This window comes from Psychrobacter halotolerans (assembly GCF_039680845.1).
Taxonomy (GTDB): domain Bacteria; phylum Pseudomonadota; class Gammaproteobacteria; order Pseudomonadales; family Moraxellaceae; genus Psychrobacter.
In genome coordinates this window covers 386,990-404,291 of the sequence record NZ_JBDKWD010000002.1, presented here as the reverse complement: position 1 = coordinate 404,291, position 17,302 = coordinate 386,990, and the positions used below count along the sequence as shown (strand labels likewise).

Below are 17,302 nucleotides of genomic sequence, written 5' to 3'. Positions count from 1 at the left end.
CCCCAGTAGACGACCAAGATAGCAGCGAAAAGCAGGATCAGCTCCCCTACTTTAAACACCCAAATCCCAAACACAAAAAAGGTGAGCATTACGCCCACCTTTTTTTATGCCTAAAACAATACTCTAGACGAACTTAGCTTATCTTAACCAAGCGCGAGCGTTACGGAACATACGCATCCACGCGCCGTCCTCGTCCCATTCTTCTGGTTTCCAGCTGTGGTTATGAGCGCTCAAGTTACGCTCAGGGTGCGGCATCATGATAGTGACGCGACCGTCGGTGCTACACAGACCCGTGACCCCGCCGAGCGAGCCGTTTGGATTGAGCGGATACGTCTCGGTTGGATGACCGTGGCTATCAACATAACGCATCGCAAGCTGACCGTGGTTTGCCATACCGTCGATCTCGTTGTTATCCAGCGTGGCATAGCCTTCACCATGCGCCACAGCGATTGGCAAGATACTGTCTTGCATGCCTTTGAATAGGATCGACTTGGTACGCTCGATTTTTACGTTGACCGTACGCGCTTCAAATCGAGCTGATTTGTTAGCGACGAAACGTGGGAAGTTTTCCGCGCCTGGGATCAGATCTTTGAGCTGCGCCATCATCTGACAACCGTTACAGACGCCAAGGCTAAAGGTGTCCGGACGGGCAAAGAAGCGTACAAACTGCATACGTAGCTCGTCATGGAACAAGATAGAGTTCGCCCAGCCAGAGCCTGCACCCAGTACGTCACCATAACTAAAGCCACCACAAGCGACCAGACCATCGAAGTCACGTAGATTGATGCGACCATTTAATAAGTCACTCATGTGGACGTCGACTGCTTCAAAGCCGGCTCGGGTGAAACCTGCTGCCATTTCCGTCTGACCGTTGACGCCTTGCTCACGCAAGATGGCGACTCTTGGTTGGCTGTTATTAGCATCAGCACGGCTGTTTACATAAGGCTCTTCGACTTTTTGATTGAGATCGTAGTTTGGCGCAGCGATAAGACCTTGATGGCTAGCATCGCTGATTAAGTCATACTCTTGCTGTACGCAGGCTGGGTTATCACGGCGGCGCGCGATCTGGTAGCTGACCTGAGTCCACGCTTGCTGTAACTCAGAACGCTTAAAGCGTAAGGTGTCATCGCCCATCATCGTTGGCGTTTGGATGAGTAGGCTGTCTTCTTCCGAGCTTTGACCGACGAGGCTGAGCATATCACTGACGTTAAACTCTTCTGCCAACTGCATGAGAGCGGCGACGTTTTCTGGCAATACTTGAATGACTGCACCCAGCTCTTCACTGAACAGCTGACCAAGTAAGTTATCATCGGTCAATGCCAGCTTGATGCCTTGACGACTGGTGAACTGCATCTCTGCGATGGTCGCAAGCAAACCACCATCACCGATATCATGATAGGCGCTGATGACGCCTTGCGCGTTACCTGCCTGCACAAAGTTAAAGAAGTCGACCAAGTCGCTTGGTTGTCCCAAATCTGGACAGTCGTTGCCGAGCTGGCTCAGCGTTTGCGCTAGGATTGAACCGCCTAGACGCAATTGACCTTTGGACAAGTCAATACGGTAAAACGCGCTGTCACCATTGATCAGCTCAGGCGTTAGCGTTTTTGCCACATCGACGACTGGGGCAAATGCCGTCACAACCAAGCTCATTGGCGAAACGACTGATTTGTCTTGATTTTTATTATCAGCATCTTCGTCAGTCCAGTTGGCGCGCATCGATAGCGAATCTTTACCAACAGGAATGGCGATACCCAATGCTGGGCACAGCTCTTCACCAATGGCGTGTACGGCATCGAAGAGTGCCGCATCTTCCGCATCATCACCGCACGCTGCCATCCAGTTCGCTGACATGGTGATATCAGACAATTGAGCGATACGAGCGCCCGCAATGTTAGTAATCGCTTCGCCCACTGCCAAACGCGCAGAGGCTTTTGGATTGATCAGTGCCACAGGCGTACGCTCACCGATACTCATCGCTTCACCGGTCATTGGCTGACCGTCAATAGCGATTAAGCCAGAGGCGGTCACCGCGCAATCTGACACAGGCACTTGATAACGACCCACATACTGATCGCGCACGACCATACCAGTGATAGAACGGTCACCAATACTAATCAAGAATGATTTGCTAGCCACGGTTGGGTGACGCAAGACATCGGTGATTGATTCTGCTAAGTTGACGCTATTCAGCTCCAATGCTGGCAATGATGTCTCTTGACGGCTAAAGCCTCGCTCCATCTTAGGCGTACCACCAAGCAATACTTGCATCGGCATATCAACGGGTTGCTCTGGTAGCAACTCATCATCGACGATAAGCTGGCGCACATCAGTCGCTGTCCCCAAAATAGCGTACGGGCAACGCTCACGCGCACAGATGGCATCGAACTGATCTTTGCTCTCTGGGCGAATTGCAAGGACATAACGCTCTTGCGCTTCATTTGACCAGATAGCCATTGGCGACATGCCCGCTTCTAGCGATGGAATCTTGCGTAAGTTTAAATGCGCGCCCATCTCATGATCGTTGACCAATTCTGGCATGGCATTTGATAAACCACCTGCGCCCACATCATGTAGTGAAACGATTGGGTTACCATCTTTACTGTTGTTGCTTGCGTCTACATCGTTGCCTGCAAGTGCCCAGCAGCGATCAATCACTTCTTGGCAACGACGCTCCATCTCAGCGTTATCACGCTGCACAGAAGCGAAGTCCAAACCTTCATCCAATGAGCCACTATCGACAGAAGACGCCGCACCGCCGCCCAAGCCAATTTGCATCGCAGGGCCGCCAAGGACGATCAATAAATCGCCTTGTTGAATGGTGTTCTTTTCGATGAGGTTGCGTTTGATATTACCGTAACCACCTGCCAGCATAATTGGCTTATGATAGCCGCGCATCTCGCTACCGTCTTTGGCCGCTGAGGTATCAAGCTGGAAGCTGCGGAAATAACCACACAGATTGGGACGACCAAACTCATTAGAGAAGTTGGCGCTACCTAGTGGGGCATCAAGCATAATCTCAAGGCTGGTTGCCATACGATCAGGCGTGCCATAGGCTTGCGTGCTTAGTTGACCGGACTGCTCCCACTTCTCAGACAGCTCTGGAATGTGTAGATGCGATACATGAAAGCCTGTCAAACCACCTTTTGGCTTACCGCCGCGACCCGTTGCGCCTTCATCACGAATCTCACCGCCCGCGCCTGTTGCCGCGCCTGCATAAGGGGCAATCGCGGTCGGGTGGTTGTGTGTTTCGACCTTCATCAAGATATCGATGTCTTCTTGATAGAAGCCATACGGATGAGTGGAGTTGGCATCCATAGCATCGGTTGGTACAGGATAAAAGCGCCAGCCTTCAGACCCTGCCATGACCGCTGCGTTGTCTTTATACGCAGACAAGATACCTTGTGGATTCGACTGATAGGTATTCTTAATCATCTGGAACAATGACTTTGGTTGTACCTCACCATCAATCGTCCATGAGGCGTTAAATATCTTATGACGGCAATGCTCTGAGTTGGCTTGCGCAAACATCATCAGCTCAACGTCCGTCGGATTGCGATCCAACTCATTGACATAGGCATTCATCAAATAATCGATGTCTTCAACAGATAATGCAAAGCCAAATTCGGTATTGGCTGACTCTAGCGCCGCGCGCCCTTCGCCAATCACATCAATACGGTTCAACGACTCAGGCGCATGATCGTCAAACAGTTTGTTCGTCTCGCTTAGGTCGTAAACCAAGCTTTGGGTCATGCGATCATACAATAACTGCTCAGCGGCAGTCGGTAGCTTGTTATCGTCTGCTTTACTGTCAAGCGTTAGCGTATAAACAATGACACGCTCAACGCGATTGATCTTGATTTCACAGTTATTAAAGATGTCGGTCGCTTTACTTGCCCACGGTGAGATCGTGCCAAAACGCGGGCTAACGATTGCTTGTAGTTGGTTGTTTTGCGGCGCTTCTAGCGTAGTGGCACTATCAACTGCCAGTAAATCGAGCGCTTTTTTGTGCTCATCGCCCGATAATTCTCGCGATAGCACATATACCTGCTGCGTGCTTATTTGGGTAACATTTAGTTCGGTCTTTTGCTGAAATTGACTGATGAGTTGCTGCGTCTGAAAATCGGTGAGAAACGGTTGTCCGGCGATGGTCATCATAAAGGCATAATCCGTAAGATCAAGGCATCTCTGCCATGCAAAGTAAATGGTCCGCATATTATAACAAGAAGCCTTATAAGAAGCAGGTCTAAACCGAGATAAATTGTCCACACAATCCATAAATTGAATGTCGGACGCCTTTTTTATCTATTTTTTCTAGCTCACTGCTTTTTTGCCGCGCGCATGACCATTTTTACTTAACCCTTCTATAGCTTACAAACACTAACATCACATTACGGGCACACCATATAACTCTAAGGGTCTCTATCGTTACTCTTTAGCTAGGCAATAATCAAAACAATTAACACGCTTTTAACCCTAATTTCACTAACTATAATTTTGAATCTATAAGGATTTACTATGAATAAGCAAGACCAACTCGACAAAATCCAAGACGTCATCAAAGATGTAAAATTCGCTATGATGAGCACCGTCAACAGCGAAGGTGATCTTCATGCTTGGCCGATGACGACCAGTGAAACCAGCATCGGTGGTAAAGAAATTTGGTTCATCGGTGATAAAACATCAGACGTGGTAAAAGACATTCAAAACAACCCAAAAGTGGGTCTGTCTTATGCGTCACAAGACGAAAAAAACTATGTGTCTGTTAGTGCCAATGCTGAGCTATCAACTGATAAAGATAAATTGGACGATCTATGGACGCCAGTTTATGATGCGTTCTTTGAACATGGTAAAGAAGATCCAAATGTACAATTAATCAAAGTTGTACCGCATGGCGTCGAATGTTGGTTAAGTGGTAGCTCAACTATTAATATGTTTAAGATGGCAGCCGCAGCGCTACAAGACGGCAAGACCGCTGAAGACATTGGCGAGCAGTTCTCAGTATCGCTATAAGATTTGATTGGCTTTTATAACCGCTTATTCTCTTTGTAATATAAAAAATTATAAAATAAACCACTATAAAAATTTATGAAGTGATAAGCCAAAAGATAATAAACTATAAAAGTCGTCTAATTATTTTAAGCGCCAATAAGCAGCAGTTTATTGGCGTTTTTTATGAAGTGTTATTTTGATTTCGGTATAAAAACGATACAGCGGGACGTATATGAATTTTTTGCAGTCCTTGCCTGCGAAGGCACAGCAAGCCAAAAAAATTTATATTAGTTTCGCGTCACAAAATAACGTATTTGCTTTATTTAGAATCGACTATGTTAGCCGTTAGTATGAAACAGCAGAACTGGATATGAGAACTGTCTGATACGGATGACAAAGACAGCATTACAAACCGTCACAGCCTATTACAGACAACCTCTATAGTTTGGTTACATGAATTCGCTATATTGAGAACTGAATTGACAGCTGTTTTGATCACATCAAAACCCCAAAATTTTAATAGTAAAGGATAACTATAATGAGTAAGCAAGCGCAAATGGACAAACTCCAAGCAATGGTCAATGACATCAAATACACGATGATGACCACGATTACGGACAAAAACCGTCTTCATTCTTGCCCGATGAACACCACTGAGACCAGCATTGGGGCCAAAGAGATTTGGTTCATCGGTCATAAACCTTCTGAAACGGTCGATAACATCAAGACAAATCCAGAAGTGAACTTGGCATACGCCAGTCAAGATGATAAGAGCTATTTGTCTATCGCGGGTAGAGCGGAGCTGGTAGAGGACAAAGACAAGCTTGATGAGCTATGGTCAGTTATGTATAACGCCTACTTTGAAAAAGGCAAAGAAGATCCAAGCGTGCAACTTATCAAAGTTGTCCCGCATGGCGCTGAATATTGGGCGAATGGCAATGCCATTGCAAGCGCTGTCAAAATGACCGCTGCTGCCGTGACTGATACAGCGATTGAAAAAAGTTTGGGCGATAATTTTTCAATAGAACTGTAATTCAATAGAGCTGTAATGTCTTAAACGTTTAAATACATTAAGCATTTAAATGTTAAAAGCAGACAACAAAAAACGCCAGTCGCTTTAAGCCACTGGCGTTTTTTATGGCTTGTATTCACGATCACCATTTATGGTAGTAAAGGGTGATATGAATGACTACTGTGGTGGCTTAGCATAGCCGTTATTGGTGTCGGCTGGATACGCTTGAGGCGGTTCAGATCTTGGCTCAGAAGGATCATAAAGCTCATAAATAGCCGACCCAATCACCCCTGTATTACTGATCGAACCATTGTCATTGTTGGCTGCATAAGCGTCATCTGGTTTGCTAAATATAAACGACGCTACAGCATTTTGGCTTTTGCGAAACCCTTCAATCACCAAATTTGAATTCGGATACAAAACATAGCCGTTATCATAGCGACTGGCAGCGCTGCCGTTAAGTACATTGATACCATCGACACTTGCGACAATCTCATATGTGTTGGCGCTATTATTATGATATACCAAACGGTAAGCCTGACCTGCTTGACCATGAACGTAATAATTGCCAGTATCACGATAAATTGACAACGTACCAGAATCATCCTCCATCGAAAATTCAGCTTTGCCAGCCAATAACGACATGCTATTTACTGCTCGTCCCTTATAAGCCTTGTCTACATAACGAATTTGTATTTGTTCGATAGGCTCACTACTGGTACGCCGCAAATCAACCGTAGTCATCTTTGAGTCAACATCATCGCCCCACTTGGTACCCAAACGTTCTGATTCACTAGCATCTTGAACGGCTTTCGCTTGAACATTCGGTGCAGACTCTCTTTGTGCACTTGGCGCAGGAGAGCAGCCTGTGAGTAGTGCTAATAGTAAAATGGTAGCGACCGACTTTCTTTTATGTAATGTCATACCTACTTCCCTATTTCAATGACGGTTCATCATACTGTATTATATTTTATAGAATTTTGTTTGCTATTTTTGAGAGTATATACGAACTGTTTGAATAATTAAAGTAAAGTAGAATGCTTGCCTTACTCCTTTATAGCAGACAACAAAAAACGCCAGAAGCAATGTGCGACTGACGTTTTTTATAAGATAGATATTTGTCTTTTAAGCTTACGACTGCATGGACTTAACCGCTTTGCTTCAGATACGGCCAAGCCGCTTTTAGATAGATCATCATCGACCATAGGGTCAAGATGACCGCTCCCACCATCAGCACGTAACCAATGGTTTCAAGCGATTGCCAATTAAGCAGCAGCACCGTAATCGCTACCATCTGGAATGTGGTTTTAAGCTTACCGACATAGGACACCGCAACGCTAGTGCTTTTGCCAAGCTCTGCCATCCATTCGCGCAGCGCTGATACAGCGATTTCACGTGAGATAATCACGATCGCAGCGATTGCCATGATAATATTGGGATGCCATTGTACTAAAATAATGAGCGCTACTGCCACCATCAGCTTATCAGCGACAGGATCTAAAAAGCGTCCAAAAGCGGAAACGACATTGAGCTTGCGAGCAAAATATCCATCGAGCCAATCCGTAATCGCAGCGATGACAAATACGCTTGTTAATAACAAATGGCGCAATAAGCTGTCGCTAAACTCGCTCATACCCACTCGTGCAATCGCGTTATCCGATATGGCAGGCAGGCCGATGCCCATGGCAGGCGGCCAGTAAGCAATCGCTACAAACAATGGAATCATCAAGATACGCGCAATCGTCAGATTGTTGGGCAAATTAAAAATACTTTTTTCACTTTGCACGGACAATGGCTCCTGCTCTGGGGTATGCAGCGGGTTACGCTCGGTCATGAAAAACCCAGTCTATGGTGGACGTAAGAATATTGGCTGCTAGCTTAGCACTTTTCACCCATGTCGTCATGCCATCTCTGTATCTTCCTTGATACTGAGCATGTCTTGCCATCCTTACCCTGTACTGATCTTTATAATTTGATAATTTTATGCACTAACAACAGCATAAAAACCTTCAAAATAAAGCAATTTACCACTAAATGATAAGAGAAACAAAACGTCAATGATGAGACGCTAATCACATCGATACAGCTGTACACTAGAAGTTGTAAGCAGATGTAAGAATTTCTTGATATATGGCATTTTGGCGTTATCTTAATGGTAAGAACAATAAGAGCTCAATCGCTTATTTGCTGCATTATCGCATGGTAAGTTTTCCTCAGCCCACAGTCTCCTCCTCTGTGGGCCTTTTTTTGTCTAAATTTATCCCCTAACCCTTTATTTATAAAATACGGTTTGAAAATTTAATGATTCAATAACCTAGTTTTTTAGACCAACGAACGGCTTATTCCATCACTTTAGTGATTGCCTCAACCGTCTCTTGCGCCATTTGAAAACAGCTCTCGATATTGCCCTGCCCGCACCAATCACCGCTGACAATCCAGCGATGCGATTGATCAACCAAAATGCCTATTGCCTCGTCCCTGCCTTTGTTTTGCGTATTTACCTTCGTTGCCGCATAACGCCAGCGATGACAGTCAATTTGGCTGGGCGCGCTGTCCGTGTTCCATTTTAACAATTGCTGCGCTGCTCTTGATAGCTCTGCTTTTACGGTTTCGATATCCTCATCGACATGCGCCTCTGACCAGTCGTTACGGGCGTGAATCGTGATACTTGGTAGAAGTGTGTCGTAAGCGGGTTTTTGATGCTCGATGAACAATCTGTCAAGCGGCGAGTCATTTACATACGCCACATCCCAGTTAAGTATTTTCTGACTGCGTAACGTCTCAGGCAATGGCTGTTCATTATCCCAGCCGAGCATCAAGGTATAACACGCCAGCATATTTGGTTTAAGAATGTCTGCTTGTCGTGCAAATCCACTGTCTGCCATCAGCTCTGCCGCTTGACCGTTCGGCGCGGTACAAATCACCCAATCAAACTGGCCAAGACTGTCGCCCGTCTCATCAAATAGTTCTGTTTTTTCATCGATTGGGTTTTGTACGTATTGAGCCAATGGTGCCACGCGCGTTTGGAATTGAATGCTCGTCCGCGTCAATTCATCAGCCAGCGCTCGTCCCCAACTCGTCATCTTTGGCGTACTGATATAACGCGGCTGCTCGTCACCCCATTGGTCTTTATACTGCACATGAGGCAATTGCGCTTCTTCAGCCGCTGGCGTTATAGTGACCACTGACGCATGCCACGGCTGTAGCAAACCCGTCTTGAGCCATGGACTGATGAACTGCTGGAAGCTTGGCGTCTTGGCCGTGAAGAACTGCGCGCCAAATGCCCATTGCCAGTTTTGCTGATTACTGCCAGCGGTCTGGCTATCGCTATGATAACGCGTGGCCAGTCGCCCAACACTGCGCGACTTTTCAAAAATAGTAATGTTCAGGTTGCCTGACTTTTTTTGATTCCGGTCTGTATTGAAGGCACGCTCAAGTAAGGTCGCGGTCAATAGTCCCGTGAGACCACCGCCGATGATAGCGATTTTTGGTGCTGCGTTGTCAGTGGCGTGCAAAGAATGGTTGGTCATAATGACAGTCGGCCTTATAGCATTGAATAAAATTGGGTTTATATAATCGAGCCACTATAAAATAAATACAGTACTACTAAGATATAGTCAAAATAATATAAAAACGCTACGGTACTGCTGATATCAATTTTTTGCAGCCTCTGTCTGCGTAGGCACAGCAAGCAAGAAAAATTAATATCAGCAGAGCCTGATGTATCGATATTGCTTTTCACTGACTATAGTATTCTGCTGAGTAAATAATATTGAACCCCTAAAATCTTTTGATAGCAATATCCCCTAGGTAAAAAGCCATGCTATCTTTCATAACATGGCTTTTCTGTGGTTTTTCTATGATTCTTTTATGGCTTTCTTTTTAAGCTATCTTTGATTTTTTACCCCTATTGATGGCTTATTTTTTACGGTCAGTTTTGACCGTTTCAATCAGCTCATCCACCACAGAGCTGTCTGCCAATGTGGACAAGTCGCCCAAACCTTCGTATTTTCCTGCTGCAAGATTACGCAGGATACGGCGCATGATTTTACCGGAACGGGTTTTTGGTAGCGCATTGACAATATAAATAGCATCCAGATTGGCAATCGGGCCAATTTCAGAGCGCACATGACGATTCAGCTCAGTTTTTAGAGATTCCGTTTCTTCTTCGCCAGATTTTAGAATGATAAAAGCACAAATTCCTGTACCACGGATTTCATGCGGCATACCGACGATTGCGGCTTCAGCCGTGGCAGGGTGAGCCACGACAGAGCTTTCAATCTCTGCGGTGCCCAATCGGTGGCCTGAAACGTTGAGAACATCGTCGACACGGCCTGTGATCCAGTAATGTCCTTCCTCATCTCGCTGCGCGCCGTCACCAGTAAAATAATAGCCCGGATACTGACTAAAATAGGTCTCTAAAAAACGCTCGTGGTCGTTATAAATCGTCCGCATTTGTCCCGGCCAACTACTGCTAATCGCCAAGTTTCCTTCAGCCGATCCTTCTAGTATGTCACCGTCACCGTCGACAATCTCGGGCTTGATACCATATAGAGGATTCATCGCCGCCCCCGGCTTGAGAGCGACCGCGCCTGGCAACGGAGCCATTAGGATACCACCCGTTTCTGTTTGCCACCACGTATCGACAATCGGGCAACGGCTGTCACCGACCACATGATAGTACCAGTCCCAAGCTTCTGGATTAATCGGCTCACCAACCGAGCCAAGCAGACGCAAGCTTGAGCGATCAGACTCACGTACGAAGGCGTCACCTTCTTTCATCATCGCTCGAATCGCTGTCGGGGCGGTGTATAAAACCGTCACATCATGTTTGTCGATGATATGACCAATGCGCGCCCATGTTGGATACTCTGGCACGCCCTCAAACATCAAGGTTGTTGTCCCATTGGCAAGCGGCGCGTAGGTGGAATAAGTATGACCTGTGATCCAGCCCACATCGGCGGTACACCAGTAGACGTCATCGTCTTTGATATCAAACACATCGCGGAAGGTCGACAAGGCGTAAGTGATATAGCCGCCCGTCGTGTGCACCACGCCTTTGGGCTTACCTGTCGAGCCTGAGGTGTATAATAAAAACAGCGGGTCTTCGGCGTTCATCACCTCAGGCTCGCAGCGTATTGACTCGCCATCTACCAAACTGTGATACCAAGCATCACGGCGGCCACTCATCGGTACAGAGTTGCCTGTACGATGGACAACGATAACGTTGGTCACACTGTCAGTGCCATCCATGTCTAAGGCGCGATCGACATTGGCTTTGAGCGGCGTACGCTTGCTGCCTCGCACGCCTTCATCGGCAGTAATAACGAGCTTTGACTGACTGTCTATTAGGCGGTTACCCAAGCTCTCAGCAGAGAAGCCACCAAATACTACGGAATGCACAGCGCCAATACGGGCACAAGCCAGCATAGCAATCATCGCCTCAGGTATCATCGGTAGATATAAGGTTACGCGATCACCCTTCTTCACCCCAAGCTTACGCATGGCATTACCCAATCGGCAAACCGCAGCGTGTAGTTCTTTAAATGAGATGATTTTATGTAGTGACGGATGGTCGCCTTCCCAAATGATGGCGGGCTTGTAAGGGTTGTTTTTAAGGTGACGATCGAGACAATTGACGGAGATGTTCAGCTCCCCGTCTTCGAACCATTTGATACGAAAATCGTCTAAGTTATAACTAACATCGCTGATCTTGGTGGGTTTTTTTATCCAATCAATCAGCTCAGCGCGCTGTCGCCAAAACTCTGCATTGGCCTTGGGCGATTCGATTGATTGCTGATAATCTTTGGTGTATTGTTCAGCTGAAGTGTTGGCAGCGGCGATGAATTTGGCGGCAATAGGGAATGATTTCTGTGTCATAGTGTTCATCCTTTTCAGTGATTATGCGTTGTATGACTAGTCGTTGATCACGACTGGCCATACAAGCCATAAGAGTCATCTTCCATAACGTTTAACGCCTTCTATAGCGTTTTACACTTAACATCAGTTTGCCAAATAAGCCAAAGGGTTGCAAGGCATCTACCACCAATCATAACAATTTCACCGTATATAGTAGGGTCATTGCATCATAGATTTTCTGTTATGTTGCGACCGTCATTGTGCAAAGTGACAGTTAAACCTTGTAACCTCATATAAAATATGGACAATGGCTTCTTTGAATTCTCGCTTCATACGACAAAATTACTCTGATTTTCGATGAAAGACGATTAGCTGTGCTAGTATTTTCTTATACTGAGGTAAGTTTTTTGCAACCTTTGTCACGCCCTAGTACCGATCTATCGTTACCATGCTATCGTTACCATCTTTTTACCTTTATCCTTTTATGAGACTACCATGAGCCATCAGCACAACGCCCACTCCTCTACTCACTATGATGTCATTATCGTCGGTGCTGGCGCATCAGGATTGTACTGTGCGCTGACTGCCGGTCGCCGTGGTCGCCGCGTACTGGTGCTAGACCACGCCAATAAAGCGGGCAAAAAAATCCTCATGTCAGGCGGCGGACGTTGTAATTTTACCAATTACTTCGTCGAGCCTGAGCATTTTATCGGTAGCAATCCGCATTTTTGTAAGTCCGCCCTCAGTCGTTATCCCAGTTGGGAGTTTATCGGTATGGTGGCGGCGCACCAGATTCCTTATCATGAGCGCGAGCACGGTCAGCTGTTTTGTGATGATTCTGCCCAAGACATTTTGACCATGCTATTAGATGAATGTGCAGCCGTCGGGGTGCAAGTACGACTAAATACGCAAATTGACAGCGTTCAAGCGCTTGAGAGTCTTCAAATAAGTGACAAAGAGGATAAAACCCGTTTTCAATTAATAACCAGTAAAAAGCTCAATAAAAAAGACATTACGACTGATGCTAAACCATCGCAAACACGCTATAGCTGCACCTCATTAGTGGTTGCAACGGGCGGCTTGTCTATCCCCACCATGGGCGCAAGTGGCTTGGGTTATGAGCTGGCTCAGCAATTTAGGCACACGCTGATCGCCACCGATGCAAGCTTGGTGCCTTTTACCTTTACCGATAAGACAGGCGAGCTGATTCGCTCGCTTGCGGGGATCAGTCTGCCCGTGATTGCCAGTAACGAGCGCATTGCTTTTAAGCTGCCTGTGTTATTTACCCATCGCGGACTCTCAGGCCCTGCCATACTTCAACTATCGAACTACTGGCAGACGGGTGAAACCATTTCGATCAATTTACTGCCAGATACCGATGTTACGGCCCTGCTACTTGCTCATAAAAAATCGCACCCAAAGCAGCTGATTCGTACCGTACTCACCGACAACACGGACGGCGCGCTACCCAAAAAGCTGCTGGCCGCCTTACAAGCGCATCTGTGGGATGATATCAAAGACACCGAACTTGCCAATATTAAGGATGAGCGGCTGGTCGAGCTGGGTGCTACGCTAAATGGTTGGCAACTAAAACCCTCTGGCACCGAAGGCTATCGTACCGCTGAAGTCACACGCGGCGGTGTCAAAACCGATGAGGTATCCTCAAAAACTATGCAAAGCAATTTGCAAGAAGGCTTGTACTTTATTGGTGAAGTACTCGATGTCACAGGCTGGCTTGGCGGTTATAATTTTCAATGGGCTTGGGCAAGTGGCTTCGTTTGCGGTGAGATTGTTTAATAAATACAGTAGAATGCTTACACCGCCCTTTTTATGAATGGCCATTTAGCTATTTATTGTTAATTATTCATCGTTAAGAATAACCCGTTTCGTTTATGAGGTAATCAATGCGTCCAATTAAACAGATTCATGGTGAAAAAGCACCGCACTGGGTTGGAGATGGTTTTTTTGTCAAAACCCTCATCAATCATGTGGAAGGCAATCCAAGCTTTAATTATAGCCATACCGATCCTTTCTTATTGTTCGATTATGGCGAGCCGACTACCTTTGCGCCCAATCCTGAATATAACTCGCAGCCACATGGCATCGGAAAGCATCCGCACAAGGGCTTTGATATCGTGACCATCGCCTACTCTGGTGAGATCACGCACGGAGACTCAATGGGCGGTCGCCATGACATTTTGGCAGGGGATGTGCAGTGGATGACCACGGGGCGCGGGGTCTTGCACGAAGAATTCCACTCAGAAGCATTTGGGCAGCGCGGCGGCGTGTTTAGCATGGTGCAAATGTGGGTCAACCTGCCAAGCGCTCATAAGCTGACCGAGCCTAAATATCAGGCCGTTAAACGAGCTGACCTGCCAGTCGTTGCGCTGCTAGACGACAACGATACTGACAATCAGACACCGATGGGCAAAGCGGTGATTATCGCTGGCGACTGGGATGGTATAACGGGCGCTGTCAGTACCTTTACGCCCATCAATGTCTGGGATATTGAACTGCATACCACTGGAGCGGCAACCCTACACATTCCTAATTCGCACAATACCTTGCTGTTGGTACAAGAAGGCGAAGTGGTGGTGAACGGTACAACCGTCAGCGCAGGCAACCTGATTCAATTTGACGCACCGATCCAAAGCAGCCAACCCAATCCCAATGAACCATCTTCTGAACAATCCCTCACCTCTACTGATACGATTGAGTTGCGCTATGCTGCCAAAACAGTTGATGATCAGCCGCTACCTCCAGTTAAGGTGCTGCTGTTTAGCGGTGAGCCGATTGGAGAACCGGTCGCTGGTTATGGACCATTTGTGATGAACACGCAAGAAGAGCTACGCCAAACGTTTCGTGACTATCAAACGGGACGTTTTGGTCAGTAATTTTTAAATGGTAAGTTACGGTCAATAGGATTGAGTAAACAGCTCGTGATGCGACATAAAAAAGCCCCCTGACTGTTTCCAATTGGGACAGTCAGGGGGCTTTTTAAGATCGGTGATTTATCAGCCTGCCATAAAGGCCAGCTAATAAACGGTTACGCTTGGTTCAAAAACGGATAATCCGTGTAGCCTTCGCTACCACCGCCATAAAACGACTCTGGATGCTGCTCGTTGAGCGGTGCACCTGTCTGGATACGCTCAGCCAAATCTGGATTGGCAATATAGTCACGACCAAACGCCACGGCATCAATGTAGCCAGCTTTGACGTTTTTCTCTGCTTTTTCGGCATCATAACCGCCCGCTGCGATAATCAAGTTATCAAACGCATCGCGCACTTTTTGACGGAACCCATCATTATAAGGCGTGCCACCTGCCCAATCTGGCTCTGACAGATGTAGATACATCAGCCCGTGCTTATTGATTTGCTCGACCATCCAAACATTGTCATCTTCTTCGTAACCGGCTTCAACATTGTTAAACGTTCCAAGCGGCGAGATACGAATACCGACGTGATCGGCATCCCATGCGTCAACGCAAGCTTCGATAACGTCAAGCGTTAAACGTGCGCGGTTTTCACGGCTACCGCCATACTCATCATCACGCTGGTTGGTTTGCTCAACCCAAAATTGATGCAACAGATAGCCGTGCGCTCCATGAATCTCAACGCCATCAAAGCCTGCTTCTTGCGCACACTTGGTTGCGTGTGCGAAATCAGCAATCACTTGCTTGATTTCTTCAAGAGTGGCTGGACGCGGCGGCGTGGCATCAACGCGAATGGACTGATTGTCACTGTCACGCAGCGAGGTACGAATGCCAACATCGACGTCAGAGGCAGAAATTGGCGCTTTGCCATCAGGCTGTACGCTCTTATGCGACACTAGGCCTGTATGCCACAACTGTACAACGATTTTACTGCCTTTGGCATGGACATCATCAACGATGGTTTTCCACGCGGCGATCTGATCTTGGGTATGGATACCCGGCGCACCTGCATAGCCTTTTGCCTGAAAAGAGATCTGCGTGGCTTCTGTAATGACCAGTCCAGCACCAGCGCGCTGTGAGTAGTACTCGCCAGCAATAGCAGTTGGTACATCACCTGGTTCGACCGAACGCAAGCGCGTCAATGGTGCCATGATGATGCGATTTTTTAGAGTTTGGGTGCCCATTTTAACGGGTTCAAATAAGTTGTCATGTGCCATAAGGTATCCTACTTTTTATCAATTATAAAAATTATTTATAGTTAAAAAACGTGTTAAAAATGCTTATAAAGGCATAGGCAAATATGCTTTTATTGGTTTTCTTTATAGGGGATAGATGGGGTTATTCAAGGAAGATTTACAAACAAGAATACCAATATCGCATGATATCGGTATTGATAATACTCATTATTCAAGTCCTCTTATCAGCGTCTTAAGCGAATGACTTTAATAAGATTGATAGACTGTGTCATTAGCTCACACAGACACTGTATACTCACGCTATATAGTCGAACAATTGTTATTAATTTAATTATTTTTAGTATTTGTTTAAGAACGCATTTTTAGCAGCGATAGTAGAAGCAGTTATAGCTTTAGCATCTTCTTAAGCGATAATTCTAAAGACAAATACGTACCAAACAGTATCACCATCGAACCGATGATCGCTGGCGTGTCCAACGCTTCGCCCAGCAATAAGTAACCTAAGATAATCGCAAAAATCGGAATGACTAAAGTGATACTGGTGGCACGCATTGGCCCGATACTTTTAATCAATTGATTCATAAAGATTAAAGCGATGGCGGTCGAAAACACACCGATACAGATAACCGAAACCCATGCATTGAGGCTGATACTCTTGCCATACGGAAACTGATAGAACGCAACGGGTAGCATAATGACACTGCCAATAATAAGTGAGCCTGCGGTAATCGCAACTGGTGAGACGTCATCCAAATAGTTTCTAGTGATGTTTGCCCCCACTGCATAACCCACGCACGCCAACAAGGCGTAACCCATCGACAATAATCCTGAGCCTGACGTCGCTGCCTGCTCACCAAATAAGTTTTCGCTCATCAAAATGATGACCCCGATCACCCCAATGACCAACCCCAGAATTTGCTTTTTTGACAGCTTATCTTTAAAAAACGTGCTGGCGATAAAACCGCTCATCATGGGTACAGACGCATTGAGTACTGCCAATACGCCAGCATTCACCGAGCGCGCCGACAAAGAAAATAGCACAAAAGGAATGGCAGCAGAAAACAGCCCAACCAGCGTCAGCATTTTCCAGTTGTCACGGATGCCTTCTCTGTTTTTCTTTTTTAATAGTACAAAAACCAACATGGTTAAGCCCGCCAATATCACTCGCAGACTGGCAAAAGCGAGTGAGCCAAACTCCGGCACCCCTACGCGATAAAAGATAAACGATAGCGACCACATAAAAGATAGGGTTAAGAAAATAATGAGGTCACGGTTAGTCATGGGATTATCCTATCGAGCGTTGGACGGCACTG

The 17,302-nt window shown here is 46.4% G+C and carries 11 protein-coding genes; 4 read left to right on the top strand and 7 right to left on the bottom strand.

Annotation, left to right across the window (positions count from 1 at the left end; all coding sequences use genetic code 11):
• Positions 1 to 138 precede the first annotated feature (138 nt).
• Positions 139 to 4,155 (bottom strand): phosphoribosylformylglycinamidine synthase, encoded by a 4,017-nt coding sequence (gene purL / locus AAJP47_RS05385; protein WP_346716874.1) that lies wholly within the window; start codon positions 4,153 to 4,155, stop codon positions 139 to 141.
• 360 nt (positions 4,156 to 4,515) lie between these two features.
• Here purL and AAJP47_RS05380 point away from each other — a divergent pair, with 360 nt between their 5' ends.
• Both AAJP47_RS05380 and AAJP47_RS05375 read left to right on the top strand, forming a co-directional pair.
• A complete protein-coding gene (locus tag AAJP47_RS05380) occupies positions 4,516 to 5,010 on the top strand; it encodes a pyridoxamine 5'-phosphate oxidase family protein (protein ID WP_346716873.1) in 495 nt (164 codons plus the stop codon).
• Positions 5,011 to 5,527: 517 nt separating this feature from the next.
• Positions 5,528 to 6,022, top strand: coding sequence for a pyridoxamine 5'-phosphate oxidase family protein (locus AAJP47_RS05375; protein WP_346716872.1), 495 nt, complete (start codon positions 5,528 to 5,530; stop codon positions 6,020 to 6,022).
• Between the two features lie 156 nt (positions 6,023 to 6,178).
• Here the strand turns inward: AAJP47_RS05375 and AAJP47_RS05370 are convergent, their stop codons facing one another.
• The 4 genes from AAJP47_RS05370 to acs form a co-directional block, all read right to left on the bottom strand.
• Positions 6,179 to 6,925 (bottom strand): hypothetical protein, encoded by a 747-nt coding sequence (locus tag AAJP47_RS05370; protein WP_346716871.1) that lies wholly within the window; start codon positions 6,923 to 6,925, stop codon positions 6,179 to 6,181.
• Positions 6,926 to 7,148: 223 nt separating this feature from the next.
• Positions 7,149 to 7,835 (bottom strand): CDP-diacylglycerol--glycerol-3-phosphate 3-phosphatidyltransferase, encoded by a 687-nt coding sequence (gene pgsA / locus AAJP47_RS05365; protein ID WP_346716870.1) that lies wholly within the window; start codon positions 7,833 to 7,835, stop codon positions 7,149 to 7,151.
• A 505-nt stretch (positions 7,836 to 8,340) separates the two neighbouring features.
• Complete coding sequence (locus AAJP47_RS05360) at positions 8,341 to 9,531, bottom strand: NAD(P)/FAD-dependent oxidoreductase (protein WP_346716869.1); 1,191 nt, start codon at positions 9,529 to 9,531, stop codon at positions 8,341 to 8,343.
• Between the two features lie 388 nt (positions 9,532 to 9,919).
• Positions 9,920 to 11,881 (bottom strand): acetate--CoA ligase, encoded by a 1,962-nt coding sequence (acs, locus tag AAJP47_RS05355; protein ID WP_346716868.1) that lies wholly within the window; start codon positions 11,879 to 11,881, stop codon positions 9,920 to 9,922.
• 474 nt (positions 11,882 to 12,355) lie between these two features.
• On the opposite strand from acs, the gene AAJP47_RS05350 reads away from it, so the two are divergent.
• Complete coding sequence (locus tag AAJP47_RS05350) at positions 12,356 to 13,657, top strand: BaiN/RdsA family NAD(P)/FAD-dependent oxidoreductase (protein WP_346716867.1); 1,302 nt, start codon at positions 12,356 to 12,358, stop codon at positions 13,655 to 13,657.
• A 107-nt stretch (positions 13,658 to 13,764) separates the two neighbouring features.
• The gene (locus tag AAJP47_RS05345; protein ID WP_346716866.1) at positions 13,765 to 14,754 is read left to right on the top strand and encodes a pirin family protein; all 990 of its coding nucleotides are present in this window, start codon (positions 13,765 to 13,767) and stop codon (positions 14,752 to 14,754) included.
• Between the two features lie 152 nt (positions 14,755 to 14,906).
• On the opposite strand, the gene AAJP47_RS05340 is transcribed toward AAJP47_RS05345, so the two are convergent.
• Both AAJP47_RS05340 and AAJP47_RS05335 read right to left on the bottom strand, forming a co-directional pair.
• The gene (locus AAJP47_RS05340) at positions 14,907 to 16,010 is read right to left on the bottom strand and encodes an alkene reductase (RefSeq protein WP_346716865.1); all 1,104 of its coding nucleotides are present in this window, start codon (positions 16,008 to 16,010) and stop codon (positions 14,907 to 14,909) included.
• A 363-nt stretch (positions 16,011 to 16,373) separates the two neighbouring features.
• Positions 16,374 to 17,270, bottom strand: coding sequence for a DMT family transporter (locus tag AAJP47_RS05335; RefSeq protein WP_346716864.1), 897 nt, complete (start codon positions 17,268 to 17,270; stop codon positions 16,374 to 16,376).
• Positions 17,271 to 17,302: the final 32 nt, after the last annotated feature.

What these genes read in the sequence shown, in the direction of transcription:
- purL (WP_346716874.1), bottom strand. Translation starts at nt 4,155, where the DNA reads ATGATGACCATCGCCGGACAACCGTTTCTCACCGATTTTCAGACGCAG.
- AAJP47_RS05380 (WP_346716873.1), top strand. Translation starts at nt 4,516, where the DNA reads ATGAATAAGCAAGACCAACTCGACAAAATCCAAGACGTCATCAAAGAT.
- AAJP47_RS05375 (WP_346716872.1), top strand. Translation starts at nt 5,528, where the DNA reads ATGAGTAAGCAAGCGCAAATGGACAAACTCCAAGCAATGGTCAATGAC.
- AAJP47_RS05370 (WP_346716871.1), bottom strand. Translation starts at nt 6,925, where the DNA reads ATGACATTACATAAAAGAAAGTCGGTCGCTACCATTTTACTATTAGCA.
- pgsA (WP_346716870.1), bottom strand. Translation starts at nt 7,835, where the DNA reads ATGACCGAGCGTAACCCGCTGCATACCCCAGAGCAGGAGCCATTGTCC.
- AAJP47_RS05360 (WP_346716869.1), bottom strand. Translation starts at nt 9,531, where the DNA reads ATGACCAACCATTCTTTGCACGCCACTGACAACGCAGCACCAAAAATC.
- acs (WP_346716868.1), bottom strand. Translation starts at nt 11,881, where the DNA reads ATGACACAGAAATCATTCCCTATTGCCGCCAAATTCATCGCCGCTGCC.
- AAJP47_RS05350 (WP_346716867.1), top strand. Translation starts at nt 12,356, where the DNA reads ATGAGCCATCAGCACAACGCCCACTCCTCTACTCACTATGATGTCATT.
- AAJP47_RS05345 (WP_346716866.1), top strand. Translation starts at nt 13,765, where the DNA reads ATGCGTCCAATTAAACAGATTCATGGTGAAAAAGCACCGCACTGGGTT.
- AAJP47_RS05340 (WP_346716865.1), bottom strand. Translation starts at nt 16,010, where the DNA reads ATGGCACATGACAACTTATTTGAACCCGTTAAAATGGGCACCCAAACT.
- AAJP47_RS05335 (WP_346716864.1), bottom strand. Translation starts at nt 17,270, where the DNA reads ATGACTAACCGTGACCTCATTATTTTCTTAACCCTATCTTTTATGTGG.